This is a genomic window from Mesorhizobium sp. M7A.F.Ca.MR.245.00.0.0, from assembly GCF_003997415.1.
Classification (GTDB): domain Bacteria; phylum Pseudomonadota; class Alphaproteobacteria; order Rhizobiales; family Rhizobiaceae; genus Mesorhizobium.
The window spans coordinates 65532-90363 of the sequence record NZ_RZTE01000021.1; the positions used below are offsets into that span (position 1 = coordinate 65532).

The 24832-nt window shown below is 63.7% G+C and carries 23 protein-coding genes; 7 read left to right on the top strand and 16 right to left on the bottom strand.

The genetic code is table 11. The features are described from left to right. Position 1: 1 nt before the first annotated feature. Positions 2-442 carry a hypothetical protein gene (locus tag EOB80_RS20885; RefSeq protein ID WP_127329431.1) on the bottom strand — a complete coding sequence of 147 codons (441 nt, stop codon included), beginning with the start codon at positions 440-442 and terminating at the stop codon, positions 2-4. After that, positions 442-1695 carry a sarcosine oxidase subunit beta gene (locus EOB80_RS20890; RefSeq protein ID WP_127321970.1) on the bottom strand — a complete coding sequence of 418 codons (1254 nt, stop codon included), beginning with the start codon at positions 1693-1695 and terminating at the stop codon, positions 442-444. The genes EOB80_RS20885 and EOB80_RS20890 overlap by 1 nt, the downstream gene beginning before the upstream one ends. Positions 1696-1963: 268 nt before the next feature. Here EOB80_RS20890 and EOB80_RS20895 point away from each other — a divergent pair, with 268 nt between their 5' ends. The 7 genes from EOB80_RS20895 to EOB80_RS20925 all read left to right on the top strand — a co-directional run bounded on the left by EOB80_RS20895 (position 1964) and on the right by EOB80_RS20925 (position 7577). Beyond that, complete coding sequence (locus tag EOB80_RS20895; protein ID WP_127329433.1) at positions 1964-2722, top strand: SDR family oxidoreductase; 759 nt, start codon at positions 1964-1966, stop codon at positions 2720-2722. 108 nt (positions 2723-2830) lie between these two features. Next, positions 2831-3217 carry an SET domain-containing protein-lysine N-methyltransferase gene (locus EOB80_RS20900; protein ID WP_127329435.1) on the top strand — a complete coding sequence of 129 codons (387 nt, stop codon included), beginning with the start codon at positions 2831-2833 and terminating at the stop codon, positions 3215-3217. Between the two features lie 201 nt (positions 3218-3418). Next, on the top strand, positions 3419-3697 hold the full coding sequence (gene rpsU, locus EOB80_RS20905; RefSeq protein ID WP_023810129.1) for a 30S ribosomal protein S21: 279 nt from the start codon (positions 3419-3421) through the stop codon (positions 3695-3697). Between the two features lie 138 nt (positions 3698-3835). Next, a complete protein-coding gene (locus tag EOB80_RS20910; protein WP_127329437.1) occupies positions 3836-4678 on the top strand; it encodes a tetratricopeptide repeat protein in 843 nt (280 codons plus the stop codon). Between the two features lie 202 nt (positions 4679-4880). Then, positions 4881-5357: a DUF992 domain-containing protein gene (locus tag EOB80_RS20915; RefSeq protein ID WP_127290636.1), complete on the top strand. Its 477-nt coding sequence runs from the start codon at positions 4881-4883 to the stop codon at positions 5355-5357. 93 nt (positions 5358-5450) lie between these two features. Beyond that, positions 5451-5930, top strand: a complete 480-nt coding sequence (locus EOB80_RS20920) for a DUF992 domain-containing protein (RefSeq protein WP_127329439.1) — start codon at positions 5451-5453, stop codon at positions 5928-5930. A 210-nt stretch (positions 5931-6140) separates the two neighbouring features. Continuing rightward, positions 6141-7577 (top strand): MFS transporter, encoded by a 1437-nt coding sequence (locus tag EOB80_RS20925; protein ID WP_127329441.1) that lies wholly within the window; start codon positions 6141-6143, stop codon positions 7575-7577. Positions 7578-7589: 12 nt separating this feature from the next. On the opposite strand, the gene EOB80_RS20930 is transcribed toward EOB80_RS20925, so the two are convergent. The 14 genes from EOB80_RS20930 to EOB80_RS21000 form a co-directional block, all read right to left on the bottom strand. Next, positions 7590-8282 carry a response regulator transcription factor gene (locus tag EOB80_RS20930; protein WP_127329443.1) on the bottom strand — a complete coding sequence of 231 codons (693 nt, stop codon included), beginning with the start codon at positions 8280-8282 and terminating at the stop codon, positions 7590-7592. Beyond that, positions 8279-11014: a sensor histidine kinase KdpD gene (locus EOB80_RS20935; RefSeq protein ID WP_127329445.1), complete on the bottom strand. Its 2736-nt coding sequence runs from the start codon at positions 11012-11014 to the stop codon at positions 8279-8281. The genes EOB80_RS20930 and EOB80_RS20935 overlap by 4 nt, the downstream gene beginning before the upstream one ends. A 54-nt stretch (positions 11015-11068) precedes the next feature. Continuing rightward, positions 11069-11635 (bottom strand): potassium-transporting ATPase subunit KdpC, encoded by a 567-nt coding sequence (kdpC, locus tag EOB80_RS20940; RefSeq protein WP_127321033.1) that lies wholly within the window; start codon positions 11633-11635, stop codon positions 11069-11071. A gap of 12 nt (positions 11636-11647) precedes the next feature. After that, positions 11648-13741 carry a potassium-transporting ATPase subunit KdpB gene (gene kdpB, locus EOB80_RS20945; protein ID WP_127329447.1) on the bottom strand — a complete coding sequence of 698 codons (2094 nt, stop codon included), beginning with the start codon at positions 13739-13741 and terminating at the stop codon, positions 11648-11650. Beyond that, a complete protein-coding gene (locus EOB80_RS20950; protein ID WP_245466407.1) occupies positions 13738-13935 on the bottom strand; it encodes a hypothetical protein in 198 nt (65 codons plus the stop codon). The genes kdpB and EOB80_RS20950 overlap by 4 nt, the downstream gene beginning before the upstream one ends. A gap of 25 nt (positions 13936-13960) precedes the next feature. Next, complete coding sequence (gene kdpA, locus EOB80_RS20955) at positions 13961-15664, bottom strand: potassium-transporting ATPase subunit KdpA (RefSeq protein ID WP_127329449.1); 1704 nt, start codon at positions 15662-15664, stop codon at positions 13961-13963. Positions 15665-15684: 20 nt separating this feature from the next. Continuing rightward, a complete protein-coding gene (locus tag EOB80_RS20960; protein WP_032808122.1) occupies positions 15685-15774 on the bottom strand; it encodes a K(+)-transporting ATPase subunit F in 90 nt (29 codons plus the stop codon). A 447-nt stretch (positions 15775-16221) separates the two neighbouring features. After that, a complete protein-coding gene (locus tag EOB80_RS20970; RefSeq protein ID WP_127269540.1) occupies positions 16222-16524 on the bottom strand; it encodes a DUF982 domain-containing protein in 303 nt (100 codons plus the stop codon). A gap of 248 nt (positions 16525-16772) precedes the next feature. Continuing rightward, positions 16773-16997, bottom strand: a complete 225-nt coding sequence (locus EOB80_RS20975) for an alkylphosphonate utilization protein (RefSeq protein ID WP_013529641.1) — start codon at positions 16995-16997, stop codon at positions 16773-16775. Positions 16998-17352: 355 nt separating this feature from the next. Then, positions 17353-18165: an NAD(P)-dependent oxidoreductase gene (locus tag EOB80_RS20980; protein ID WP_127329451.1), complete on the bottom strand. Its 813-nt coding sequence runs from the start codon at positions 18163-18165 to the stop codon at positions 17353-17355. A gap of 3 nt (positions 18166-18168) precedes the next feature. Then, complete coding sequence (locus EOB80_RS20985) at positions 18169-19371, bottom strand: pyridoxal phosphate-dependent aminotransferase (RefSeq protein ID WP_127329453.1); 1203 nt, start codon at positions 19369-19371, stop codon at positions 18169-18171. Beyond that, positions 19368-20987: a hydantoinase B/oxoprolinase family protein gene (locus EOB80_RS20990; RefSeq protein WP_127320509.1), complete on the bottom strand. Its 1620-nt coding sequence runs from the start codon at positions 20985-20987 to the stop codon at positions 19368-19370. Before EOB80_RS20990 ends, EOB80_RS20985 begins: the two co-directional genes overlap by 4 nt. Further along, complete coding sequence (locus EOB80_RS20995; RefSeq protein WP_127329455.1) at positions 20984-23077, bottom strand: hydantoinase/oxoprolinase family protein; 2094 nt, start codon at positions 23075-23077, stop codon at positions 20984-20986. Before EOB80_RS20995 ends, EOB80_RS20990 begins: the two co-directional genes overlap by 4 nt. Continuing rightward, on the bottom strand, positions 23074-24744 hold the full coding sequence (locus EOB80_RS21000; RefSeq protein ID WP_127320507.1) for a thiamine pyrophosphate-binding protein: 1671 nt from the start codon (positions 24742-24744) through the stop codon (positions 23074-23076). The genes EOB80_RS20995 and EOB80_RS21000 overlap by 4 nt, the downstream gene beginning before the upstream one ends. Positions 24745-24832: the final 88 nt, after the last annotated feature.

The following is a 24832-nucleotide window of genomic DNA, read 5'->3' on the forward strand; positions in this document are numbered from 1 at the left end:
CCTACAATTCGCCGTGGCCGACGCGGGCGCCCGCCGGTTGATCGCAAAGCTTCTGTCCCAGGGTCGCGAACGGTGCGACGAGCCGGATGCGCTCTTCCACGCTTGCAGCGGGACGAAACAGATCGCGGGACGCCATGTTGCCGAGGGTGAGCTGCATCGGATCGGTTGTGACGATGACTTGACGCGGCTGGAATGTCTCGTCTTCTTCGAGCCCTTCGGGTCGTCCCTCGAAGAACATCACCACCCTCTGGCCGCCGCTCCAGACGCAGGCCAACGTGCCGTCATCGACCGAAAACGGCCAGCCGGCTTCGTTGCCGGCACGGCTGATCGGCTGCGTGCGCACGTCATCCGGCGAGGGAAAATGGAACATGCCCCGTTCTCCCGCCAGCACTTGCTCCCCCGCCAGCATCAGCGGCATCGCGACAGCCATCTCAGCCATCATCAGTGCGCCACCGCCGCCGCCGCCGCCTCGTCGATGAGCCGTCCGGTGCGGAAGCGTTCGATGGTGAAGGGCGCGTTGATCGGATGCGGATCGTCTTTGGCGATGGTGTGGGCAAAGACATGGCCCGAACCCGGCGTCGCCTTGAAGCCGCCCGTGCCCCAACCGCAATTGACATAGAGGCCCGGCACCGGCGTCTTGGCCAGGATCGGCGAGCGGTCGGGCGTGACGTCGACAATGCCGCCCCACGAGCGCAGCATCTTCATGCGCGTGAAGATCGGGAACATCTCGCAGATGGCGTCGAGCGTATGCTGCAATATGTGCAAGCCGCCGGTCTGCGAATAGGAGACATACTGGTCGGTGCCGGCGCCGATCACCAGCTCGCCCTTGTCGGACTGCGAGATATAGGCGTGCACCGTGTTCGACATCACCACGCAGGGCACCACCGGCTTGACCGGTTCCGACACCAGCGCCTGCAGCGGATAACTTTCCAGCGGCATGCGCACGCCTGCCATGTTCATGATGACGGAGGAATGGCCGGCGGCAACGACGCCGACCTTCTTGGCGCCGATGAAGCCGCGCGTCGTGTCAACGCCCATCACCGCGCCATTGGCCGCCCGCTTGACCCCGGTGACCTCGCAATTCTGGATGATGTGGACGCCGCGCGCCGAGGCGCCGCGCGCATAGCCCCAGGCAACGGCATCATGACGGGCCGTGCCGCCGCGCCGCTGCAGCGACGCACCGACCACCGGATAGCGCGCATCCTTGGAGGTGTTGAGCGGTGGGCAGAATTCCTTCGCCTGCTCCGGCGTCAGCCATTCATTGTCGATGCCGTTCAGCCGGTTGGCGTGCACGTGGCGCTTCAGCACCTGGACGTCGTGCACATTGTGGGCGAGCATCATGACGCCGCGCGCCGAATACATGACGTTGTAGTTGAGTTCCTGGCTCAAGCCATCCCACAGCTTCAGCGCGTGGTCGTAGATGCCGGCGCTCTCGTCATAGAGATAGTTGGAACGGATGATGGTGGTGTTGCGGCCGGTGTTGCCGCCGCCGAGCCAGCCCTTTTCCAGCACCGCGACATTGGTGATGCCGTGCACGGTGGCGAGGTAATAGGCGGTGGCCAGCCCATGGCCGCCGGCGCCGACGATGATGACGTCGTATTCTTTCCTGGGCTCAGGCGAGGACCACTGTTCCTCCCAGCCCTTGTGACCGCGCATGGCTTCACGGGCGATGGCGAATACCGAATATTTCTTCAACGTCCCAACCTCGCCCCAAAAAGGCTTCGCGAATGGCGGCCGGCGTTCATTCGGTCCCGGCGCGCGAGGTGTATCACTAGCGAAACAGCGCTTCCACCCTTGCGCTGTTTGCGACGGCGCTTGCCGTTTTGCGCCGTGGCGGAAAAGACGCATCCGGTGCGTCGGCGCTTTCCAGCATCTTGGCACGTATCGGGTGGCTCGCCTTGCCTCGATCTGCGACCAAGCATCCCAACTGCCGGTCAGGCCGGCGCGAAGAAAGGATGCAAAAATGTTCGCACTCGCCAACAAGATCGCCATCGTCACCGGCGCCAGTTCCGGCATCGGCCGGGCTTCGGCAAAACTCTTTGCCGAGGAAGGCGCCAAGGTCATCGTCGCCGCCCGCCGCCAGGCCGAGCTCGATGCGCTTGTCGCCGAGATAGAAGACAATGATGGCGCGGCCATCGCGCTTGCCGGCGATGTCAGGGACGAAGCCTATGCAAAGGCCCTTGTCGATCTGGCGGTCGAAAAGTTCGGTGGGCTCGACATCGCCTTCAACAATGCCGGCGCCGTCGGCCGGATGGGACCGATTTCGGACCTGCCGCTGGAAGGCTGGCGCGAGACGCTCGACACCAATCTCACCAGCGCGTTTCTCGGCGCCAAATACCAGGTGCCGGCAATGATCGAGCGTGGCGGTGGTTCGCTGATCTTCACCTCCAGCTTCGTCGGCCACACCGTGGGCATGCCAGGCATGACCAGCTATGCCGCAAGCAAGGCCGGCCTGATCGGACTGACACAGGTGCTTGCCGCCGAATACGGCCCGAAAGGCGTGCGGGTCAACGCGCTGCTGCCCGGCGGCACAGACACGCCGGCGGCAACTTTCAAGACCCCGGAATCACGAGCCTTCGTCGAAGGCCTGCATGCTTTGAAGCGTATCGCGATGCCGGAGGAGATCGCCCGCTCGGCACTCTATCTCGCCTCCGACGCCTCGGGCTTCACCACCGGAGCGGCTCTGTTTGCCGATGGCGGCGTGTCGATCAACCGGACGTGAAGATTCCAGCGGCGGGATGCATGTTCATAGCCGCCAGGCAAACGGCCGCTCTTGATTTTTCGCCGCGATTTGGCGATTCCGTTCCTGTCTAAAAGCGGGTCTGGAACCATGATGCTGATCAGAACCTATGTGACTGCGAGCGCGATCGAAGGCGTCGGCGTGTTCGCCGCGGAGCCGATCGGGAAAGGCGCTTCGATCTGGCGGCTCGATCCGGATTTCGACCGGCTGATCCCCATGGACAAATACCAGACGGCACCCCCGCATCTCAGGGAACTGCTCGACCGCTATGCCTATCCGAGCCCGGACCGGCCGGGTTTCATGGTCTATGAAGTCGACAATGGCCGCTTCATGAACCATTCCAGCAATCCGAATACGGATTTTTCGCAATATGGCGGAGCCACCGCGACCCGCGACATCGCCGTGGGCGAGGAGATCACCTGCGACTACGGCGAGTTCTTCGAGGATTTCGAGCTGCTGCACCTCGCGACGGCCTAGTCGGCTCCTTATCTCATGGGCAAGTGGCACACTTGTCCCAGGGCAAACAGACGGCGGCTGGCCCCGCAAAATCATTTCCGCTGTGGACAGCGCGGCATGATTCTGCTATCAGCCGCCCCAATTCGTGGTGTAAACTGCCGCGGAGGCTAGTGGCTATGGCCGCTTGCCTGTTGATATCAAACCCGAAAGACAGGATTGCCCGTGCAGGTACTCGTCCGCGACAATAACGTTGATCAGGCGCTTCGCGCTCTCAAGAAGAAGATGCAGCGCGAAGGCATTTTCCGCGAAATGAAGATGCGCGGTCACTACGAAAAGCCGTCCGAGAAGCGCGCCCGTGAAAAGGCTGAAGCCGTCCGCCGCGCCCGCAAGCTGGCCCGCAAGCGCGCCCAGCGCGAAGGCCTGCTGCCGATGACGCCGCGCCCGGTCGCTGCTGGCGCCGCCGGCGGTGCAGGTGGCGCTCCGCGTCCGCCGCGGTTCTAACGCCAATTTTTCGTCCTTTTCGAAGGATATCAGAGGTGGCGCGATGTAGAATCGCCGCCACCTTTTTGTTTTGATGTGACCGGTCCGGAAGGGGAGCCGGACCTGAGCGACGCGGCTTGAAGTGAGGACAGGGCAGACATGAACGCAACAAGCGTGGAGCGCGGGACCGCATTGCGTGGTTTCGCCCTGACAGCGGCCCTGCTCTCCGGACTGGCGCTTGCCGGCTGCCAAACGGCGGGCCCGACCGGTGAATTCAACAACATCGACAAGGCGCAAGGGTCGAGCGAGAACATTTCCTCGCTGTCGGCGGTCATCCAGCGCAATCCCCAGGATCCCGAAGGCTACAATGTGCGCGGCTCGGCCTATGGCCGTGGCGGTCAGTACCAGGCGGCGCTCAAGGATTTCAATCAAGCCATCCAGCTCAACCCGAATTTCTTCCAGGCCTATTCGAACCGCGCGCTCATCCAGCGCTTCCTCGGCAATCAGGAAGCCGCGCTCGCGGACTACAACCGTTCGATCCAGATCAACGGCAACTACGACGCCGCCTATATCGGCCGCGGCAATCTCTACCGCAAGGCGGGTCGCACCCAGGACGCCTTCAACGACTTCCAGAAGGCAATCCAGCTCGATACGACCGACGCGCGCGCCTACCACAATCGAGGCCTGATCTATCAGAGCCAGGGCCAGCACAGATTCGCCATCGAGGACTTCTCGACCGCCATCTCGCTGGCGCCGGACGCCGCCGAGCCCTACAACGGCCGCGGCCTCTCCTATCTGGCGACCAACGACGAGGACAACGCCTTTTCCGATTTCAACATGGCGATCAAGCTCGACGGCAGGAATGCCGAGGCCTGGTCCAACCAGGCGCTGATCTATGAGCGGCGGGGCGACAAGGCGAAGGCCGCGAAATCCTATAAGGAAGCCGTTCGCCTCGACCCTACCTACCAGCCGGCCAAGGATGGCCTCGCCCGCGTCAGCTGATCTCGGTTTCGGCTTCCCATACAAATCCGCGTGACATCCAAGTGCCGCGGGATCCTTTGCGTGTCCTAAAGGACGCACTTCGCAACCTGGCATTAACTCAGGCAGGAGGCTTTCGGCCCCTGCCTTGATCGCGCCAAGTTTTCAGCGGAACGGTCTACCCACCCAAGCCGTTGTTGAAAGTATTTTGCGAAAGGACCCTCCCATGATCAAGAAACTCGCCTGCGCCGCTGCCCTCGCCACGACGATGTTCGCGGTGGCTCCGGCCAGCGCCGGCAAGCTGCAACTCGGCACGCTCGATTGCACCATCGACGGCGGCACCGCTTATATCGTCGCTTCCAACAAGGGCGTGTCCTGTGTCTTCCGGCCTCATCATCACGGGCCGTCCGAGATTTACACAGGCGTCATCTCCAAGATCGGCCTCGATGTCGGCCAGACGCATCAGGGCCAGCTCGTCTGGGCCGTGCTGGCCGCGACCCGGGATCGTGACGGAGGCGATCTCGCCGGCAGCTACTACGGTGTCAACGCCGAGGCGAGCGTGGTGACCGGCGGCGGCGCCAATCTGCTGGTTGGCGGCCTGGACAGCGCCGTCATGCTGGAGCCGCTCAGCGTCCAGGCGCAGACCGGCGTCAACCTTGCCGTGGCCGTGACCTCGCTCCAGCTGATCCACTCATTCAAGTGATTGCATGGAGCCGTGCGCTCCATGACCCCTCACCCCGCGGCGCGGAACCAGATAGGATGGTTTCGCGCCGTTTGATTTGGGGGAGGAACCATCATGCTGAAGACAGCCATAGCTGCCGCCATGTTCACCACGCTATCCGGAGCGGTGCAGGCGCAGGACCGAGGCATGGAAGTCGGTACGCTTGACTGCGCCATAGGCGGCGGCACCGGCTTCATCTTCGGCTCGAGCAAGCATCTGAGCTGCACCTTCAACCCCGCCGACAAAAGCTTCGCGCCGGAAGCCTATTTCGGCGCCGTCAACAAATACGGCCTCGACATCGGCACGACGAAGCAGACGGTCATGCAGTGGATCGTGCTGACGCCGCTGAAGAACATCTATGCGCCGGGTGCGCTGGCCGGCGACTATATCGGCGCCAGCGCGGAGGTGACGGCCGCCGTCGGCGCCGGCGCCAATCTGCTGGTCGGCGGCTCCTCTCAGGCCTTCACCTTGCAGCCGCTCAGCTTGCAGACGCAGACCGGCATGAACCTCGCGATCGGCGTCAGCCAATTCCAGCTGCGCAGCACCGAGAATTGATCGCGCAACGAAGCCCGCCAACGGAAGGGGCATCCGCGCGAACGGCCCTCAAAAAACCGCTTGAGCTCAACCCCGGTTGAGGTTTTACAAGCCTGCCCCGAGCGCAACAACGCCTCGATCCAGCGCTGTCGATTCGCATGGTCCTGCCGGAAACCCGTACTGGCTTCTGGCGTCCTGCGCTGGCGTCGAGATATGCAAGACGGGGGGGAAATGACCGGGATCAGCACAAACAGGGTCGACTGGCGCGTACTGTGGGCAAGCGGCGACCTGGCGCGCTTCTGCTTCATCAGCCTCGGCATCCTGCTGCACGCCACCAACGAAACGATGGTGGCAACAGTGATGCCGGCCATGGTCGGCGAACTGGCGGGCGTACAGCTCGTCGGCTGGTCGCTGGCGATCTACGAACTCGGCGCCATCGTTGCCGGCGCGGCCGCCGGACGACTGGTGAGTTATGTCCCCTTGCGCACCAACATGGTGGTCGCCGCGCTGCTCTACGCAACAGGCGCGCTAATATGCGCCACCTCGCCTTCCATGCAACTGTTCCTCGCCGGCCGCCTGATCGAAGGACTTGGCGGCGGTGCGCTGGTGTCGCTGGCCTTCGTCTCGGTCGAACGACTGTTCTCGCGCGCCATCTGGCCGCAGCTTTTCGGCATCATGTCGGCGATCTGGGGCGTCGCCGCCTTCAGCGGACCATTGCTCGGCGCGATCATGACCGAGCTGTTGTCATGGCGCTGGGCCTTCGGCATCTTCACACTCGGCGGCGCCGCCATGGCGCTGGCAAGCTTCCTCGTGCTCGACACGCCGCAGGCGACGAAACCCAAGACGAGCACGGGCAAGGCGCCGCCCTTCCCGTTCGCGGCCCTTGGCTGCCTTGCCGTCGCCGTGGTGCTGATCGCCTCGGCCGGCGTCGACATCGCCTTGCTGCGCTCTTCGCTGCTGATGGCCCTCGGACTCATCGGCCTGGTGCTGTTCTTCACCATCGACGCGCTGAAGCCGCGTTCGCGGCTGTTCCCGGCGCGGCTGTTCTCATGGCGCACGCCGGTCGGCGCCGGCATGACCATGGTTGCCGCCTTTTCGGTGGCGACCTGTTCCTTCGGCGTCTACGGACCGCTGTTGCTGACCAGCCTTCACGACATTCCGCTATTGACGACCGGCTACATCATCGCCGCCGAATCGATAGCCTGGTCGATCCTGTCGATCCTGGTCGCCAACGCGCCGCCGCAGCGCGAGCGGCTGATCATCGTCGGCGGCGCGGTGATGATCGCGGCCGGCATCGCCGGCTTTGCGTATGCGATACCCCTGGGCTCCATCCCGCTGATCCTGATATGTGCCCTGTTGCAGGGCGGCGGCTTCGGCATCGCCTGGCCGTTCCTGACGCGCGTCATCGTCGCCTCCGCCCCGGAGGGCGAGCAGACCATCGCCTCGGCGGCGGTACCGACCATGCAGCGCATCGGCTATGCCGTGGGCGCCGCCCTTGCCGGCATCGTCGCCAACGCCAGCGGCTTTTCGCAGGGTCTGAACCACGACGCGGCGGCGAACGTAGCGTCGTGGCTGTTTCTTGCCTTCGTGCCGCTCGGCATTGTCGGCTGCCTCGCGGCTTTGCGGATTTCCAGACCGCTTGGCCAGCCACGGGAAGCTATCGGCTAAAACCTGGCCTGCTCATTCGGCCTCGCGCAGGCGGTAGCCGACGCCGGTCTCGGTGGTGATGTAGCGCGGCTGGTCGGGGCTCTTCTCGATCTTTTGCCTGAGCTGCCGGACATAGACCCTGAGATACTGCACATCGGTCGAATCGCCCCAGACCTGCTTCAAAAGGAAATGATGGGTCAGCACCTTGCCGGCGTGCTGCACCAGCATGCGCAGGATGTCGTATTCCTTCGGCGACAGCTTTACCTCCTTGCCCTCGACCTTGACGATGCGCTTGACCAGGTCGACGCTGAGATCGCCGGTCTGGAAAATCGGCTTCTCGCCCTGTTGCTGGAACTTGTGGCGGAGCGCCACGCGAATGCGCGCCACCAGCTCGTTCATGCCGAAAGGTTTGGTGACATAGTCGTCGGCGCCGAGTTCCAGGGCCTGGACGATGCCGGCCTCGTCGGTTCGGCTGGACAGGATGACCACTGGAATGTCGAGACCATCGTCGCGCCATTTGCGCAGCAACTCATGACCGCTCATGCGGGGCAGCCCAAGGTCGAGCAGGACGAGGTCCGGCTTCTCCGCCTCCATCAGCTCGATCGCCACCTTCGCGTTCGGCGCCTCGCTGACCGCATAACCTTGGCTGCCGAGCCCGACGCGCAGCAGCTTGCGGATCGGCGGCTCGTCATCGACAACCAATATCCTGACGTTCGAGTTTGTCATGCCAGGTCACCCACGTCGTGGTCGTCGGTATTCGAAGTGTCGAAATTGGGCGGATTTGCCGGCCTGGGCATTTTGATGGTGAACACCGCGCCCGAACCGTCGGTCCGGTTTGCCGCCATGATGGTGCCACCCATCGCTTCGACGAAGCCGCGGCAGATCGACAGGCCGAGCCCCGTACCGGCGCGGATCTGGTCGCCCTTGCGCACTCGATAGAACGTGTCGAAAATCCGTTCCAGATCGCCGGGAGGAATGCCTGGCCCTTCATCCATGATTTGCAGCAGGACGGAGCCATTGTCGGTCCAACCCTGCATGCGAATCGTCGAGCTTGCCGGGGCATATTTCGCCGCATTGTCGAGAAGATTGAACAACGCTTGCTCGAACAGCACCGGGTCGACCTTCAACATCGGCAAATCCCTGGGGATGTCGGTCTCGATCTTGTGCTCGCCAATGATTTTCCTGGCCCTTTGCAAGGCGGAGCCGACGATGTCGCCGACATAGTGAAAGGCGTAGTTCGGCTCCATCGCGCCGGACTCGATCTTGGTCATGTCGAGCAGATTGGCGATGAAGCGGTTCAACCGCTCGGATTCGTCGAGCACCGTCGACAGCAGTTCGGCCCGGTCCGGTTCGGGAAGCGCTGCTGAAAAATCCCGCAGCGTGCCGGCCGCGCCCATGATGGCGGCGAGCGGCGTTTTCAGGTCATGGGAAATGGAGGTGAGCAGCGCCGAGCGCAGCCTGTCCGCCTCGGCCGCGAGCTTGGCGCGGTCGACGTCGGCAACCAACTGAATACGCTCGATGGCGACCGCCGCCTGGTCGGCCAGTGCGTCAAGCAGCCGCTGCTGCTCGGGCGTCAGCAGCGGACCCTGCTTGTCGTTGTCCAGGCCGACGACCCCGATGGCCGTGCGCCCCGTCCGCAAGGGCAAATAGAGGCGCTTGGCGCCCGGAAGCGTGTCGGCGCCGCGACCCGCGGCACGATTGTGCTCCCAGGCCCAGCGGGCGGCGGCGATGTCGGCCTCGGCCAGCGTGTCGTCGGGCGGATAGCCGGCCTTGACGGTGATGGTCCCGTCTTCCGGCAAAAGCAGCACCACCCGCAGCTTCAGCATCGAGGCGATCTGGAAGGCCGTGGCCCAAAGGACGTCGTCGAGCGTGCCGGCGCCGGCGAGCTTCTTTGAAAAGAGGTAGATGTCTTCCGTGGCCCGCGCCCGCGAGCGGGCGGCGACGGCCTGGCGCTGCACGCGCGCCGTCAGATTGCTGGCGATGACCGCAACGACGAGAAAGACTCCGAGCGCGACGATGCTCTCCGGATCCCGGATCGTCAGCGTATAGCGAGGCTCCAGGAAGAAATAATTGAAAGCAAGGGCGCTGGCGAAACAAGCGTACAGAGCCGGCCACAGACCGCCGGTTACCGCCGATGCCAGTACGCCGATGAGAAGAATGATCGCCAGGTTGCGAACGTCGAGAAACTGGTCGAGAACGACGGCGAAGGCGAGCGAACCGATGACAAAGGCCGTGGCCCTGAGATAGGGCCAGATCTCGAACTGCCACTGCTCGTCCGCCGCCTTGACGCTCCTCGACGTCACCTCGGCATTGCGTTCGGTTCCTGAAATGACATGGACGCTGATGTCGCCGGCATTGCGGATGAGATCGTAGGTGAGCGAGCCTTCGATCAATTCCCGCCAGCGCGACCGGGTCGGCCTGCCGACCACGATATGGGTGAAATTGTTCGCCGTCGCATGGCGAACAATGTCCTGCGCGATGTTCTGACCGGGAATGGTGGTCACCTCGGCGCCGAGCTGTTCGGCAAGCCGCAGGTTCGTAGCCAGCCGATCCTTGTCCGCTTCGGGCATGCTGGCCGAGCGAGGGCTGTCGACATGCAGCGCCGTCCACGGGGCACGGAGCCGGTCTGCCAGCCTGCGCGCATAGCGAATACGCGCCGCCCCGCCCGGACGCGCGTCAACGCAGACGAGAACCCTTTCCCCCGCGGCCCACGGTCCGGGAATGGCGTGGGCCTGCATATGGATCAGCAACTGGTCGTCGACGCGCTGCGCGGTGCGCCGCAGCGCCAGTTCCCTGAGCGCCGTCAGATTGCCCGGCGAGAAATAGTTCTCGATCGCGCGCTGCGCGGTGTTGGGGAAATAGACCTTGCCTTCCTCAAGCCGCTTGATCAGGTCGTCGGGGGTGAGATCGATGATCTCGACATCGTCGGCCTGGTCGATGATGGAATCGGGGACTGTCTCGCGAACCCTGACCTTGGTGATCTGGGCGACGACGTCGTTCAGGCTTTCGACATGCTGGATGTTGAGCGTCGTGTAGACGTCGATACCGTGCGTCAGGATTTCCTGGACATCGAGATAGCGCTTGGGGTGCCGGCTGCCAGGCGCATTTGTGTGGGCGAGTTCGTCGACGAGAACCAGCGCCGGGCGCCGGGCGAGGATGGCGTCGATATCCATCTCGTCGAGGATGCGCCCCTTGTAGTCGACCTTGCGGCGGGGAATGACCTCATAACCCTCGACCAGGGCCAGTGTCTCCTTGCGCCCATGCGTCTCGACGACACCGATCACCACATCCACGCCGTCGGTCAGCCTGGCGCGGCCCGACATCAGCATCTCGTAGGTCTTGCCTACGCCGGGAGCGGCACCCAGGAATATCCGCAGCCGGCCGCGACCTTCCCGCTCGGCATGGTCAAGCAGTGCGTCGGGAGAAGGTCTGGCGTCGTTGCTTCTGTCGTCCGGCATCGGGATCGATCATGGATGGCGCCGGGGATACTGTCGATCCCCGGCCCGCACCATTCACTGTTTCGCGGCGTCCAGCGCAAGGTTGAGACCGAGCACATTGACCACCGGTTCGCCCATGAAGCCAAGCTCCCTGCCCTCGACTTGGGCATCGACAAGCGCCTTGACCTTGGCTTCATCGATCCCCCTGGCCTTGGCCACCCTGGCGGCCTGGAAGTAGGCTGCTTCGGGACTGATATCGGGATCGAGGCCACTGCCGGACGTCGTCACCAGGTCCATCGGGACGGGCTGGTTCGGATTCTCCGCCTTCAGTCTTTCCGCGTCGCCCTTGATGCGGTCGATCAGCTTGGGATTGGTCGGGCCGAGATTGCTGCCGCTCGAGGCGGCGGCGTTGTAGCCGTCGCCGGCGGCCGAGGGGCGGCCATGGAAATACTTGTCGCTGGCAAAGCCCTGGCCGATCAGCTCGGAGCCGATAACCTTGCCATCCTTCTCGATCAGGCTGCCATTGGCCTGGCGCGGGAAGATCGCCTGGGCGATGCCGGTCATGCCCAAGGGATAGATCAGGCCGGTCAGGACCGTGAAGAAGACGATCATGATGATCGCGGGTCTTATCTGTTTGAACATGAGCGTAATTCCTTAAGCAAGGCCAAGCGCGGTGACGATCATGTCGATCGCCTTGATGCCTACGAAAGGCACGATGAGGCCGCCGAGGCCGTAGACGAGAAGATTGCGGCTGAGCAGCGCGCCGGCGCCGATGGCGCGATATTTGACGCCCTTCAGCGACAGCGGGATCAGCGCGATGATGATCAGTGCGTTGAAGATGATGGCCGACAGGATGGCGCTTTGCGGCGTCGCCAGATGCATGACGTTGAGTGCCTGCAGCGGGCCGGTCGTCTGTCCCGGTGCGACGTAGAAGACGGCGAACATCGCCGGAATGATGGCGAAATACTTGGCCACGTCGTTGGCGATCGAGAAGGTCGTCAGCGAACCCCGCGTCATCAAGAGCGCCTTGCCGATCTCGACGATCTCGATGAGCTTGGTCGGATCGCTGTCGAGATCGATCATGTTGCCGGCCTCGCGGGCGGCAACCGTGCCGGTGTTCATGGCGACGCCGACATCGGCTTGTGCAAGGGCGGGTGCATCGTTGGTGCCGTCGCCGCACATGGCCACCAGCTTGCCCTTGGCCTGTTCGTCGCGGATCAGCTTCAGCTTGTCCTCCGGTGTGGCCTGCGCGAGGAAGTCGTCGACGCCGGCTTCCGCGGCGATCGCCGCCGCCGTCATCGGGTTGTCACCGGTGATCATCACCGTGCGGATGCCCATGCGGCGCAGTTCGGTGAAACGCTCGCTGATGCCGCCCTTGACGATGTCCTTGAGGTGGACGACGCCGAGCAGGCGCCCGTCGCGTTCGACCGCCAGCGGCGTGCCGCCGGACTTGGCGATCTCGTCGGCGATGGACTGGAGATCGCGGATGGATTCGCTGCTTGGGCGCGTGCCATGGGCGGCAGCTGCCGACTGGTTGACATGGGCAAGCACGGAATCGACGGCGCCCTTGCGCACCGACGAACCATCGATGTCGACGCCGCTCATACGGGTCTGCGCTGTGAAGGGCACGAAAGTGGCGTGCAGCGTTGCCATGTCGCGGGCGCGGATGGCGTATTTCTCCTTGGCCAGCACGACGATGGAGCGGCCTTCCGGCGTCTCGTCGGCGAGCGAGGCTAGCTGAGCCGCGTCGGCCAGTTCCTGTTCGGTGACGCCCTTGACCGGGCGAAACTGCGTCGCCTGGCGGTTGCCGAGTGTGATCGTGCCGGTCTTGTCGAGCAGCAGCGTGTCGACGTCGCCTGCGGCTTCCACGGCGCGGCCCGACATGGCCAGCACGTTGAATCGCACCAGACGGTCCATACCGGCGATGCCGATGGCCGAAAGCAGCGCGCCGATCGTGGTCGGGATCAAGGTGACGAACAGCGCCACCAGAACGGTCACCGAGATATAGCCGCCCGAGTAGGAGGCAAAACTCGGGATCGTCGCGGTGGCCAGCACGAAGATCAGCGTCATGCCGACGAGCAGGATGTTGAGCGCGATCTCGTTCGGCGTCTTCTGGCGCTCGGCACCTTCGACCAGCGAGATCATGCGGTCGAGGAAGGTATGGCCGGAGGCGGCGGTGATGCGGACGCGGACCCAGTCTGACAGCACCTGGGTGCCACCGGTGACCGCCGAACGGTCGCCACCGGATTCGCGGATGACCGGCGCCGATTCGCCTGTTATCGCCGCCTCATTGACCGACGCGACGCCCTCGACCACTTCGCCGTCCGACGGGATGATGTCGCCGGCCTCGACCAGGACGGCATCGCCGACCTTGAGGCTGGTGCCGGGCACGAGTTTGTATTTGGTGCGGTCCTCACCGGTCAAGAGCTTGGCCTGGGTCTCGGTGCGTGCCTTGCGCAGCGAATCCGCCTGCGCCTTTCCGCGGCCTTCTGCGACCGCTTCGGCGAAGTTGGCGAACAGCACGGTGAACCAAAGCCAGATGATGATCTGCAGCGTAAAGCCGAGATTGCCGCCTCCGGTGACCAGGTCCTTCACGAACAGCACCGTGGTGAGCGCCGAGACGACGGCAACGACGAACATCACCGGGTTCCTGGCCAGCGTGCGCGGATCGAGCTTGCGGAAGGCGCCGCCAAGGGCGGGAACCAGGATGCGTGCATCCATGATGCTTGCTGATTTCGAGTTGCTCATTTTGAAGCTCCGGCTTCGGTGTTGTTGGACGGCACCCGATGATTGGATGCCGAAAGGAAATGCGGCGGCCCGTAGGCCAGCAGCCAGAGGACGAGCATGACTGCCGCAAGGCCGAGAAACGTCGACAGGGTCGGGAAAGGAGGAGGTCTCTCCTCCTTTCGGTGATCGTCCCTGTGGCCGACCTTGCGGCGCATGGCATTGAACCAGGACATGACGGTCTCAGAAGGTCTGCCCGTGAACCATCGCCAGGTGCTCGATGATCGGCCCGACGGCGAGCGCCGGGAAGAAGGTGAGGCCACCGACGATCAGGATGACGCCGACCAGCAGCCCGACGAACAGAGGGCCATCGGTCGGGAAGGTGCCGGCGGAAGCCGGAACCGTTTTCTTCGCCACCAGCGAGCCGGCAATGGCCAGCGCCGGGATGATGACCAGGAAGCGGCCCATCAGCATGCCGATGCCGATCGTGATGTTGTACCAGGGCGTGTTGCCGCTGAGGCCGCCAAAGGCCGAACCGTTGTTGGCCGCCGCCGAAGTGTAGGCATACAGAACCTCGGAGAAGCCGTGCGGGCCGGCATTGCCCATCGACGCCACGCCGGTCGGCAGCACGACGGCGATGGCCGTGAAGATCAGCATCGCCAGCGGCAGGCACAGTATGGCCAGCATAGCCATCTTGACCTCCTTGGCCTCGATCTTCTTGCCCAGATATTCGGGCGTGCGGCCGACCATCAGGCCGGCGACGAAGACGGCGACGACGATGTACATCAGGATGCCGTAGAGACCGGCGCCGACACCGCCGACGATAACTTCGCCAAGCTGCATGTTGATGATCGGGATCATGCCGCCGAGCGCGGTGAACGAGCCGTGCATGGCGTTGACGGCGCCGCAGGAAGCGGCCGTGGTGATGACGGCAAACAGCGCCGACAGGGCGATGCCGAAGCGGCTCTCCTTGCCCTCCATGTTGCCGCCGTCGATGCCCAGCGCATGCACCAGCGGGTTGCCGGCGGCTTCCGCCCAGTAGCAGATGGCGACACCGGCGATGAACATGACGCCCATGGCCGAGAGGATCGCCCAGCCCTGGCGTTGGTTGCCGATCATGCGGCCGAAGACATTGGTCAAGGCGGCGCCGATGGCGAAGATCGACACCATCTGGATCAGGTTGGAGATCGCGTCGGGGTTCTCGAACGGGTGCGCGGCATTGGCGTTGAAGAAACCGCCGCCATTGGTGCCGAGCATCTTGATGGCCACCTGCGAAGCGACCGGGCCGACGGCGATGGTCTGCTGCGCGCCTTCCAGCGTCGTGGCGTTGACGTAGGCGCCGAGCGTCTGCGGCATGCCGAGCCAGACATAGACCAGCGTCAGCACGATGCAGAACGGCAGCAGCAGATAGAGTGTGGAGCGGGTCATATCGACCCAGAAATTGCCGATCGACTTGCCGGACGCCCGGGCAAAGCCGCGGATCAGCGCAATGGCGATGGCAATGCCGGTGGCCGCCGAAACGAAGTTCTGCACCGTCAGCCCGGCCATCTGCACGAGATAGGACATCGTGCTCTCGCCACCATAGTTCTGCCAGTTGGTGTTGGTCATGAAGCTGGCGGCGGTGTTGAAGGCCAACCCTGGTTCAACCGCTGTCATGCCGGCAGGGTTGTAAGGCAGGCCGCCCTGCAGACGCTGCAGCGCATAAAGCACCAGGAAGCCGGCGAGATTGAAGAGCAGCAGGGCGACCGCGTAGGTGGTCCAGTGCTGTTCCTCGCGTTCGCTGGTTCCGCAAATACGATAAAGCCCACGCTCAAGCGGGCGAAGGACCGGCGAAAGCAGCGTGCGGTCGCCGTTGAAGACGCGGTGCATGTAGCTGCCGAGCGGCTTCACCAGCAAAACGACGATCCCGCAATAGACCAGGATCTGTATCCAACCGTTCAGTGTCATGGGTGTGGCTTTCCGTGCCTTCAGAAGCGTTCTGGACGAACGAGGGCGTATGTCAGGTAGGCGAGCAGGAACAGCGTAACGCCGCCACCGAGAATATAGTCGACGATCATTTTTTCAGCCTCGCTCTAGAGCGCGTCACAAGCTTTTATGTAGGCGAAACAAAGGGCAAAGAACAAAATTCCGATTCCGATAACGGCCATATCCATTGTGTTTATTCCTTTTGTTCTTTTGTACTTTGCGAATTTGACAAGAGAGTTCGCAATATCTCGAAAGTGTCCCGTCGCACCTTTGGCGACGGAGCCGGTTGTATTTTCTAAAAGGAATATGGACCCGATCGCCATAAAGGTTCGAGACGGGGCGCAGTGGAAAGAAATAGGAATTTCATAAAGATTTTTGCTCGGGCTCTTCCCGACACTCCACGCAGGGATTGTCGCCCAAGACACACGGCTACAGGATTGCGATTTCCTTGCGAGCTGCCGGAACGCGAAAGCCCGGCTGAGGGCCAGCCGGGCTTTCTATGGTGGTGTGGCTTTAGCCGCCACGGAGAACATCAATCTTCAGGCGGCGTAGCCGCCATAGCCACGCGCAACGGCGTGCACGCCCGCCACCGGCTCGAGGTCCGGCCACAGGATGCCGGCGGCTTGCGCGAATTCGAGCAACGCCCGGCGCGCCTGCTCGACGCTCACATAACCTGGAACGGCCAGATCACATGTCTCCACCGCGTTTCGGTAAAGCGGGCCGCGGCGGGAGGTCGTCCAATTGGTGAGGAAATCGTGCATTTCGGCCAGCGAGGCAATCTCGCGCTTGAAGCCGAGGCCGACCGACAGTGCGACCGGTGAATGAAACAGCTTGTCGTGCATGAAGCGGGCTCCTGGTTTTTCGCGCGGTTGGAGAGATATCCGGGCGGGTCCGCGAACGGGACGCCGTGAAACGCGCAATGAGGCCGGAGGTTCCAGCTTGGGACTTTGATTGTGCCTGGTCGGCGAAGTTATCAATTCGCAGCGCAACGATCGCGTGCCGGACGCTCAACGGCTCCGCAGCCCGCTTGGCGACGGCAGGCTCTCCAAAATCCCGAAGGAGCCATCGAGATCGCTTGCCGCCTTGAGGCTCACGCCTTCTTCACGAACTCGGTCTTGAGCACCAGGCCTTTCACTTGCTTGGTGTTGCATTCGATCTCGCCGGGATTGCCGTTCAGGCGGATGGCCTTCACCAACGTGCCGCGCTTGATCGTCTCCGAAGTGCCTTTGACTTTGAGGTCTTTGATCAGCGTTACGGAATCACCGTCATTCAATTGAGCGCCATTGCTGTCGCGCACGATTACATCGTTCGGCATGCCATCTCCTGTGATTTGGATCCCACTACCAGATCAGATGAGAATCCCAAAACCGATGACGACCGGCAACCGTCAATATTTCAGGGGGCCCATCTGGTGGGCGGCGTGAAACATGTGCGACGAGAAGACGCTCAGCACGTAAATGCCTAAGTCTTCGACGCCCAAGGTGGATGAACGCTTGGGGGAAGTCCGGCATCGTCTGCAGGTACCGCTGCCAGATCTGATCCATGACCGTGGTCGGCGTGGCACATCGAAGCCGGCGCCGCCGACAACCTCCTCGATCTCCGCCACCACGCGTGAATCCGTCGCCTGCCGCATCTCGGCTTCCGCTCTGTGCCATCGAGCGGATTGGCAGCTACGCCTGTTTGTCGTCCGGATGGCCAAGCTCGCAGAACCACCCGCCCAGATACTTCACCGATGGCGCCTTGGGATCCGGAATCTGCGTCTTCGCCTCGACCGCTGCGCGGAACGGCTCGGCACTATCCTGCGGAGAAAACCCCAGATGGTTGGCGCCGCTGTTGTCGACCGTTTTCACCTTGTTGTCGGAAAGGCCGAAGGAGATCGTATGGCCGACGCGCGGCGCGGTGAGAGCTGCCTCGACCAGACGCACACAATCGGCGAAGGAGAGGTATGACCACAGCATGCGACGGTCCGCCGGTTCGGGGAAGGACGAAAAGATGCGCAGGCACGCCGTCTCGATGCCGAACTTGTCCCAGTAAAGCCGGCTCAGGCTCTCGACGAAGTTCTTCGACACGCCATAGAGGCTGTCGGGACGCACCGGCGCGTCGACGCCGATATGCGCCTCGACCTCGTGATAGCCGACGGCATGCACGGAGGAGGCATAGATGACTCGTTTCACCCCGTGTTTCCGGGCGCCCTCGTAGATGTGATAGGAGCCGCGGATGCTGGAATCCAGGATGGTTTGCCATTCGCATTCGAGTGGTGCGCCGCCGAAATGCACGATCGCATCGCAATCCTTGGTGGCGGCAAACGTCGCCTCCATATCGGCGAGGTCGAAGACCGCTTCTTCCTCGTGTGGAGCAAGATCGCCGAACGGTTCGCGGCCGGCCAGGCGGATCGTTTTTGCCAGCGGCACCAGCCCCTTTCGCAGTTCCGAACCGAGGCGGCCGGCCGCGCCGGTGATCAGGATGCGTTCGTAATGCGGCATGATTTACTCCACTTGCGCGACGGCGGCGTTGATGCGCGCGATCGCTTCGGTCAGCACCTCTTCGCCGGTCGCGGTCGAGATGCGGAAATAGGGGGAAAGTCCATAGGCGGCGCCCGGCACCGAGGCCACGCGCCCTTCGTTCAGGAGATAATTCGCCACTGCCGTGTCGTCCTCGAGCACGACGCCTTTTGGGGTCCTGCGGCCGATCAGGCTGGCGCAGCCGATATAGGCATAGAAGGCGCCTTCCGGTGGCGAAAGCGTAAGACCGTTGATCCGCCTGATGCCGTCGACGACAAGGTCGCGGCGCGCCTCGAACGCCTGCCGAAAGCGTGCCACCTCGTCCTGGGGGCCGTTGAGCGCGGCCACCGTCGCCGCTTGCGCGATCGAGCAGACGGACGTGCAGGATTGGCTCTGGATGGTCGCCATCGCCCTGGTGAGCGGCGCCGGCCCGGCGGCATAGCCGACACGCCACCCGGTCATCGCATAGGATTTGGAGACGCCGTTGACGATCAGGGTACGGTCCCTGAGTTCCGGGCAAGCCTTGCCGAAGGAGACGAAGTCGCGTCCGTCGAACAGGATGTGCTCGTAAATCTCGTCGGAAAGCACCAGCACCTGCGGATGCCTTGCCAAAACCGCTCCGAGTGCCCGCAGGTCCGATTGCGAATATATGGCGCCGGAGGGATTGCCTGGCATGTTGAGGAACAGCCATTTCGTCCTTGGCGTGATGGCTTTTTCCAGTAACTCCGGCGTCAGCCGGAAGCCCGAAGTTTCCGGGCACTCGATGAGGACAGGCGTGCCGCCGAGCAGCTTCACCATTTCGGGATAGGAGACGAAGTAGGGCGCCGGCAGGATCGCTTCGTCACCAGACTCCAGCGTCGCCATCAGCGCGTTGAAGATGATCTGCTTGGCGCCATTGGCCACGACGACGTCGTCCGCCGTGTAGTCCAGTCCGTTTTCGCGGCGGAACTTGCCGGCCACGGCTTCGCGCACCTCGGCCGTGCCGGCGGCACCCGTGTATAGCGTCTGGCCGGCCTTCGCGGCGAAATGCGCCGCTTCGATGATATGGCTCGGTGTCGGGAAATCCGGCTCGCCCAGGCCAAGATCGATCACGTCGACGCCCTTGGCGCGCAGGGCCTTGGCTGCCTGCGAAGCAGCCATGGACGCCGAAGGCTTCACCGCAGACAGGCGCGAGGCAATGTAGCTCATTTGCCGTTCTCCGAAATGTATTCCTTGGAGCGGTCGTTCGCCCGCGCCTCGGTGCTGCGCTTGGACGGATCGCCATAGCCGCCGCCGCCCGGCAATTGGAGGATCAGCCGACGGCCAGCCGGAACATGCTGCCAGCCTTTGGGTCGCATCTGCGTGCCATCGTCCAGCCTGACCACGCCGGCCACTCCAGGTCCGCCGCCGTTGCGCCCGTGGGCGGGATGATTGACGCGGTCGAACATGGCCGAGAAATCGAATTCATGGCCCTCGATCGCCTCGATTTCGATAACCTGCCCGAGCCCGCCGCGGAACTCGCCGTCGCCGCCGGAATCGGGCCGCAGCTCCTTGCGCCAGATGACGATCGGGCCGGTGTGCTCCGTTGCCTCGATCGGCATCGTATGGACGCCGGAGGGGAAGGCCGTCGCCGACAATCCGTCGAGGCCGGGGCGCGCGCCCATGCCGCCGGAATTGAACATCAACACCTCGGCGCGGCGGCCCGAACCGCCGGAGACCGGCCGAACCGAGATATGGATGTTCCACAGTGCGCCGGCGCCCTCGGCAAGGATCTTGCCGGGCATCGCCTTGGCGATCGCGCCGAGCACCAGATCGGGAACCATATGGCCGAAGATGTGCCTGAGCGCCACCGGCGCCGGCCGCACGGCGTTCAGGATGTTGACCGGAGACGACACGGTGAAGAAGGCGAGCGACGCGGCATTGTTAGGAATATCGGGCGCCACCACGCATTTCAACGCGTAGCAGGCATAGGCCTTGCTGTAGATGATCGGGCAGTTGATGCCCCATCGGCTCATCGGGTCGGTACCGGTGAAATCGACCTCGACGCCGGCGTCCCGAACCGTGACGGTCGCCGCGAGTTTCACCGGCTCGTCGTAGCCGTCGGTCACCAGCGCGTTCGACCAGCTGCCTTTGGGCATCGCCTTGATGCGTTCGACCATGGCGTCGCGGGTGCGCGAGAAGATGAACTCGCCAAGCCCGTCCAGCGATGCCAGGCCGATCTCCTTCATCATGTCGACGAGGCGTCGGTGGCCGACTTCGTTGCAGGCGGCGAGCGAATAGAAATCGCCGACGACCTGGTTCGGCTCGCGGACGTTGGCGCGCAGGATCCTGACGAGATCGAGATTGACCTTGCCCTTCTCCGCGAACTTCATGATCGGGATCTGGATGCCTTCCTCGTAGACCGACTTGCCGTCAGCGCCGAAGCCGCGCCCACCGACATCGACCACATGCGCCGTGCAGGCGAAGAACGCAACCAATTCGCCGTTCAGGAACGACGGCGACACCATGGTTATGTCGTGCAGGTGGCCCGTGCCCAACCAGGGGTCATTGGTGACGTAGGTGTCGCCCTCGAACATGGTTTCGCGCGGGATTTCGTTCATGAAATGCAGCACCGCCTCGGCCATGGTGTTGACATGGCCGGGCGTTCCCGTCACCGCCTGTGCCAGCATCTGGCCGCGGGGATCGAACACGCCCGCCGACAGGTCGCCGGATTCGCGCACCGATGTCGAGAAAGCCGTGCGCAGCAAGGTGAGGGCCTGCTCCTCGACCACCGAGATCAACCGGTTCCACATAACCTGCATGCGGATTTCACTGATGTCGCTCATGCCTGGCTGCCTTTGCGGATCAGAAGGATCGCTCCGTCGCTCTGGATGACGGCGTCGAAGCTCGTGGTGACGACGGTGGATGTCTCGCGTTCGACGATGATGACCGGGCCCGCCACCCGATCGCCGGTGCACAGCCCCTCCCGTTCGACGATGCCATAGGTCCGTGGCGCACCGCTGGCCGGATCGAACACCGCGCGGCTTGTTGCCGGCTGAGTGGTCCGCTTGCCGGTGATCAGCTCGTGCCTGGCGACAGCAGGCCGGACATCCGTCGCCTTCACGGACCAGGTGACGATCTCGATTTCCAGGCCGCCAAGTCCTTCGATGGCGCGGCCGAAGAAGCGTTGGTAATTCGCCTGGAACAAATCCTCAAGCGTGGTTGCGGCATCATTGCCGAACGGCTTGTCCGGCAGCGGCACGGGGATTTCCCAGCCCTGGCCGGCGTAGCGCATGAAGGCGGTGATTTCGCATGTGATCGTACCGTTGGCCCCTGCCCGCACGAAGCTTTCGGCTGATACTTTGAGGTCGTCGAGCAAAGCATTGGCCTCGGCCGGCTTGAACTGCGACAGCCGCGTCAGCCGGGATGCCAGGGCTTCGTAGCCGAACGGAGCCTTGAGGAAGCCGATCGCCGATCCGACGCCCGCGCCCTTGGGGACGATGCACTGGTCGATGCCGAGTTTCTCGCAAAGCCTTGCGGCGTGAAGCGGGGCCGCGCCACCGAAGGCGATCATCACGTTGTCGGAAATGTTTTTGCCGTTTTCGACAGCATGGACGCGGGCGGCATTGGCCATGTTCTCGTCCACCACCTCGCAGATGCCGAAGGCCGTCGCCATGGCATCGAGCGACAGGCGTTCGCCGACATCGCGCAGGATCGCCTGTTCGGATGCGGACGTGTCCAGCCTGATGGCGCCGCCAGCGAAATTGTCGGGATCGAGCTTGCCGAGCACGAGGTCGGCATCTGTGATGGCCGGGCGCCTGCCGCCGCGGCCGTAGCAGGCCGGGCCAGGTTCCGATCCGGCACTTTCGGGACCGGTCTGGATGCGGCCCATGGCGTCGACCCAGGCGATCGAGCCGCCGCCGGCGCCGATCTCGATCATCTCGATCACGGGAATGGAGATCGGCATGCCGGAACCTTTGCAGAAGCGATAGGTACGCGCCACTTCGAAGGTTCTGGCGGTGCGCGGCGCATAATCCTCGATCAGGCAGATCTTTGCAGTGGTGCCGCCCATGTCATAGGAGACGACCTTTTCCAGGCCGAATCGCCTGGCGATGTCGGCGGCGAAGATGGCGCCGCCGGCCGGGCCGGACTCAACGAGGCGCACGGGAAATTCCGAGGCCGTCTCCACCGAGATCAGACCGCCCCCCGAATGGATCATGAAGACCGGGCACTCGGCGCCCATCTCCTTCAAGCGAGTCTGGAAACGCGCGAGATAGTCCGCCATCTGCGGCCGCACATAGGCGTTGGCGCAGACCGTGTTGAAGCGTTCGAACTCGCGCATCTGCGGCGAGACTTCGGCGCTGATCGAAATCGGGATGGTAAGCTTGCGGGACAGGATAGCGCGTGCCCGGCGCTCATGATCAGGGTTGGTGTAGGCATGGATGAAGCCGATCGCCACGGAGCCGAAACCGCCGGCCGCGATCCGGTCGGCAATGCCTTCCAGGGCGGCTTCGTCGAGCGGTTGAAGCTCCTGGCCTTCCGCACCGATCCGGCCCTTTACCGTGAAACGGTGCTCGCGCGGGATTAGCGGCGCCGGCAGCTGCAGGTCGAGGTCATACTGCTCGAAACGGTTTTCGGTCCGCATCTCGATGACATCGCGGAACCCTTCGGTGGTGACCAGTGCGGTCTTGGCGCCACGGCGTTCGATGAGCGCATTCGTCGCCAGCGTCGTGCCGTGGATGATGATGCCGATCTCGGCAAGCGCGATACCGGCATCGCGCGTGACGACGGCAATGCCGTCCAGGATCGCCTGCTCGGGCGCCGCATAATTGGTCAACACCTTGGTGGAGAAGATCGTTCCCCTGAGGTCGAGCGCGACGTCGGTGAACGTGCCGCCGATGTCCGCGCCGAGACGGATGTCGTCTTTGGAGGTCATGCCTTGGCCTTCTGGGAAGCGAGCGCGGCGTCACGCATCTGGGAAAGGGTCTGTCGGGGCGTCAGCGCTTCGGGAGATATGGCGATGTCGAGGACCGCTCCCGTCACGGATCCGAGCGCCCGATCGAACGCCGCCGCGAAATCGCGCGTCGCCTCGACCCGCTCGGCATGGAAGCCATAGGCCTTTGCCAGTGTCACGAAATCAGGGTTTTCGAGCGACGTGCCCGAAACGCGCGCCGGATAGTGGCGCTCCTGATGGGCGCGGATCGTGCCGTAGATGCCGTTGTTGAGGATCAGCACGATCGGCTGCGCGCGAGCCTGCATGGCGGTTCCGAGTTCCTGGCAATTCATCTGGAAGTCGCCGTCGCCGGCAAAGCAGACGACCGTGCGTTCTGGAAACGCAACCTTGGCGGCAATTGCCGCCGGCAGGCCGTAGCCCATGGCGCCAGACTGCGGGGCGAGCAGCCGTGCGTCCGGCCCGAACTTGAAGAACTTGTTCGGCCAGACGGTGAAATTGCCGGCGCCGTTGGTGAGAATGACGTCGGCAGGCAGGTTTGCGCGCAGCCAGGCGCTGACCTCCACCATGTCCACCGGGCCGGGCTGGACGGGCGCGCCGAATGTCCCTTCATAGGCTTTGCGGGCCGCGGCGCGCCAGTCCGCCCAGCCGCCTTTGACGGGCGTCAACGCCCGGGCAAAAGCGTTCGGCCCGGCATGGATACCGATGGCCGGCACATAGATCTTGCCGATCTCGCGATCGGAGCCATGGACATGGATCAGTTTCTGGCGCGGCACCGGCACGGACAGCAGCGTATAGCCATCCGTGGTCATCTCGCCAAAACGCACATTGACGGCCAGGATCACGTCGGCCTCGCGGAGCAGGGCTTTGACATGCGCCACCATGCCGACGCCGGCCTCGCCGACAAAGACCGGCGAATGGTTGTCGAACTGGTCCTGATAGCGAAAGGCCGCCACGACAGGGATGTCGGAAGCCTCTGCGAAAGCCTGTAGCGCCGCGCGTCCGCCCACGGTCCAGTTGGCGCCGCCCATGAGCAGGACCGGCCTCTCGGCTGTGGCCAGCAGCTTGAAGGCCGAAGCGATCGCTTCCGGCGCCGGCGCCGGCTCGAAAATGGCCGCCGGTGCGCTGAGCGGAGCCGCTTCGGTCATGGTGGTCAGCATGTCCTCGGGCAGCGCGACCACAACGGGACCAGGTCGTCCGGTCAATGCGGTCGTCCATGCCCGCGCCACAATCTCGGGCAGGCGCGCGACATCGTCGATCTCGACCGCCCATTTGGCGACCGTGCCGAACACCGACCGGTAGTCGATTTCCTGAAACGCTTCGCGGCCCTTCATGTCGGTGCCGACCTGGCCGACGAACAGGATCATCGGCGAACTGTCCTGCATGGCCGTGTGAACGCCGATGCTGGCGTTGGTGGCGCCTGGGCCGCGCGTCACGAAACAGATGCCTGGCGAGCCGGTCAACTTGCCGTAGGCCGAGGCCATGAACGCCGCGCCGCCTTCATTGCGGCAAAGCGTGTAGTCCAGCTTTCCCTGCGTGTCGTGCAGCGCGTCCAGGACGGCCAGATAACTTTCTCCGGGCACGCCGAAGCTCCTGGTCGCGCCAAGCCCGATCAGGCACTCGACGAGAAGGCGGCCGCCATTGCGGATCATGCTTCGACATCCTCACTTTGGCGGCAGGTCGATCGAGCCTGCCTTCGGTTCATAGGTGCACGCAGGCGGTTCGGGGCGAAATCAAGAA

Coding starts and splice junctions, on each gene's coding strand:
- EOB80_RS20885 (WP_127329431.1), bottom strand. CDS start 442: ATGATGGCTGAGATGGCTGTCGCGATGCCGCTGATGCTGGCGGGGGAG.
- EOB80_RS20895 (WP_127329433.1), top strand. CDS start 1,964: ATGTTCGCACTCGCCAACAAGATCGCCATCGTCACCGGCGCCAGTTCC.
- EOB80_RS20900 (WP_127329435.1), top strand. CDS start 2,831: ATGATGCTGATCAGAACCTATGTGACTGCGAGCGCGATCGAAGGCGTC.
- EOB80_RS20910 (WP_127329437.1), top strand. CDS start 3,836: ATGAACGCAACAAGCGTGGAGCGCGGGACCGCATTGCGTGGTTTCGCC.
- EOB80_RS20915 (WP_127290636.1), top strand. CDS start 4,881: ATGATCAAGAAACTCGCCTGCGCCGCTGCCCTCGCCACGACGATGTTC.
- EOB80_RS20920 (WP_127329439.1), top strand. CDS start 5,451: ATGCTGAAGACAGCCATAGCTGCCGCCATGTTCACCACGCTATCCGGA.
- EOB80_RS20925 (WP_127329441.1), top strand. CDS start 6,141: ATGACCGGGATCAGCACAAACAGGGTCGACTGGCGCGTACTGTGGGCA.
- EOB80_RS20930 (WP_127329443.1), bottom strand. CDS start 8,282: ATGACAAACTCGAACGTCAGGATATTGGTTGTCGATGACGAGCCGCCG.
- EOB80_RS20935 (WP_127329445.1), bottom strand. CDS start 11,014: ATGCCGGACGACAGAAGCAACGACGCCAGACCTTCTCCCGACGCACTG.
- kdpC (WP_127321033.1), bottom strand. CDS start 11,635: ATGTTCAAACAGATAAGACCCGCGATCATCATGATCGTCTTCTTCACG.
- kdpB (WP_127329447.1), bottom strand. CDS start 13,741: ATGAGCAACTCGAAATCAGCAAGCATCATGGATGCACGCATCCTGGTT.
- EOB80_RS20950 (WP_245466407.1), bottom strand. CDS start 13,935: ATGCGCCGCAAGGTCGGCCACAGGGACGATCACCGAAAGGAGGAGAGA.
- kdpA (WP_127329449.1), bottom strand. CDS start 15,664: ATGACACTGAACGGTTGGATACAGATCCTGGTCTATTGCGGGATCGTC.
- EOB80_RS20960 (WP_032808122.1), bottom strand. CDS start 15,774: ATGATCGTCGACTATATTCTCGGTGGCGGCGTTACGCTGTTCCTGCTC.
- EOB80_RS20970 (WP_127269540.1), bottom strand. CDS start 16,524: ATGCACGACAAGCTGTTTCATTCACCGGTCGCACTGTCGGTCGGCCTC.
- EOB80_RS20975 (WP_013529641.1), bottom strand. CDS start 16,997: ATGCCGAACGATGTAATCGTGCGCGACAGCAATGGCGCTCAATTGAAT.
- EOB80_RS20980 (WP_127329451.1), bottom strand. CDS start 18,165: ATGCCGCATTACGAACGCATCCTGATCACCGGCGCGGCCGGCCGCCTC.
- EOB80_RS20985 (WP_127329453.1), bottom strand. CDS start 19,371: ATGAGCTACATTGCCTCGCGCCTGTCTGCGGTGAAGCCTTCGGCGTCC.
- EOB80_RS20990 (WP_127320509.1), bottom strand. CDS start 20,987: ATGAGCGACATCAGTGAAATCCGCATGCAGGTTATGTGGAACCGGTTG.
- EOB80_RS20995 (WP_127329455.1), bottom strand. CDS start 23,077: ATGACCTCCAAAGACGACATCCGTCTCGGCGCGGACATCGGCGGCACG.
- EOB80_RS21000 (WP_127320507.1), bottom strand. CDS start 24,744: ATGATCCGCAATGGCGGCCGCCTTCTCGTCGAGTGCCTGATCGGGCTT.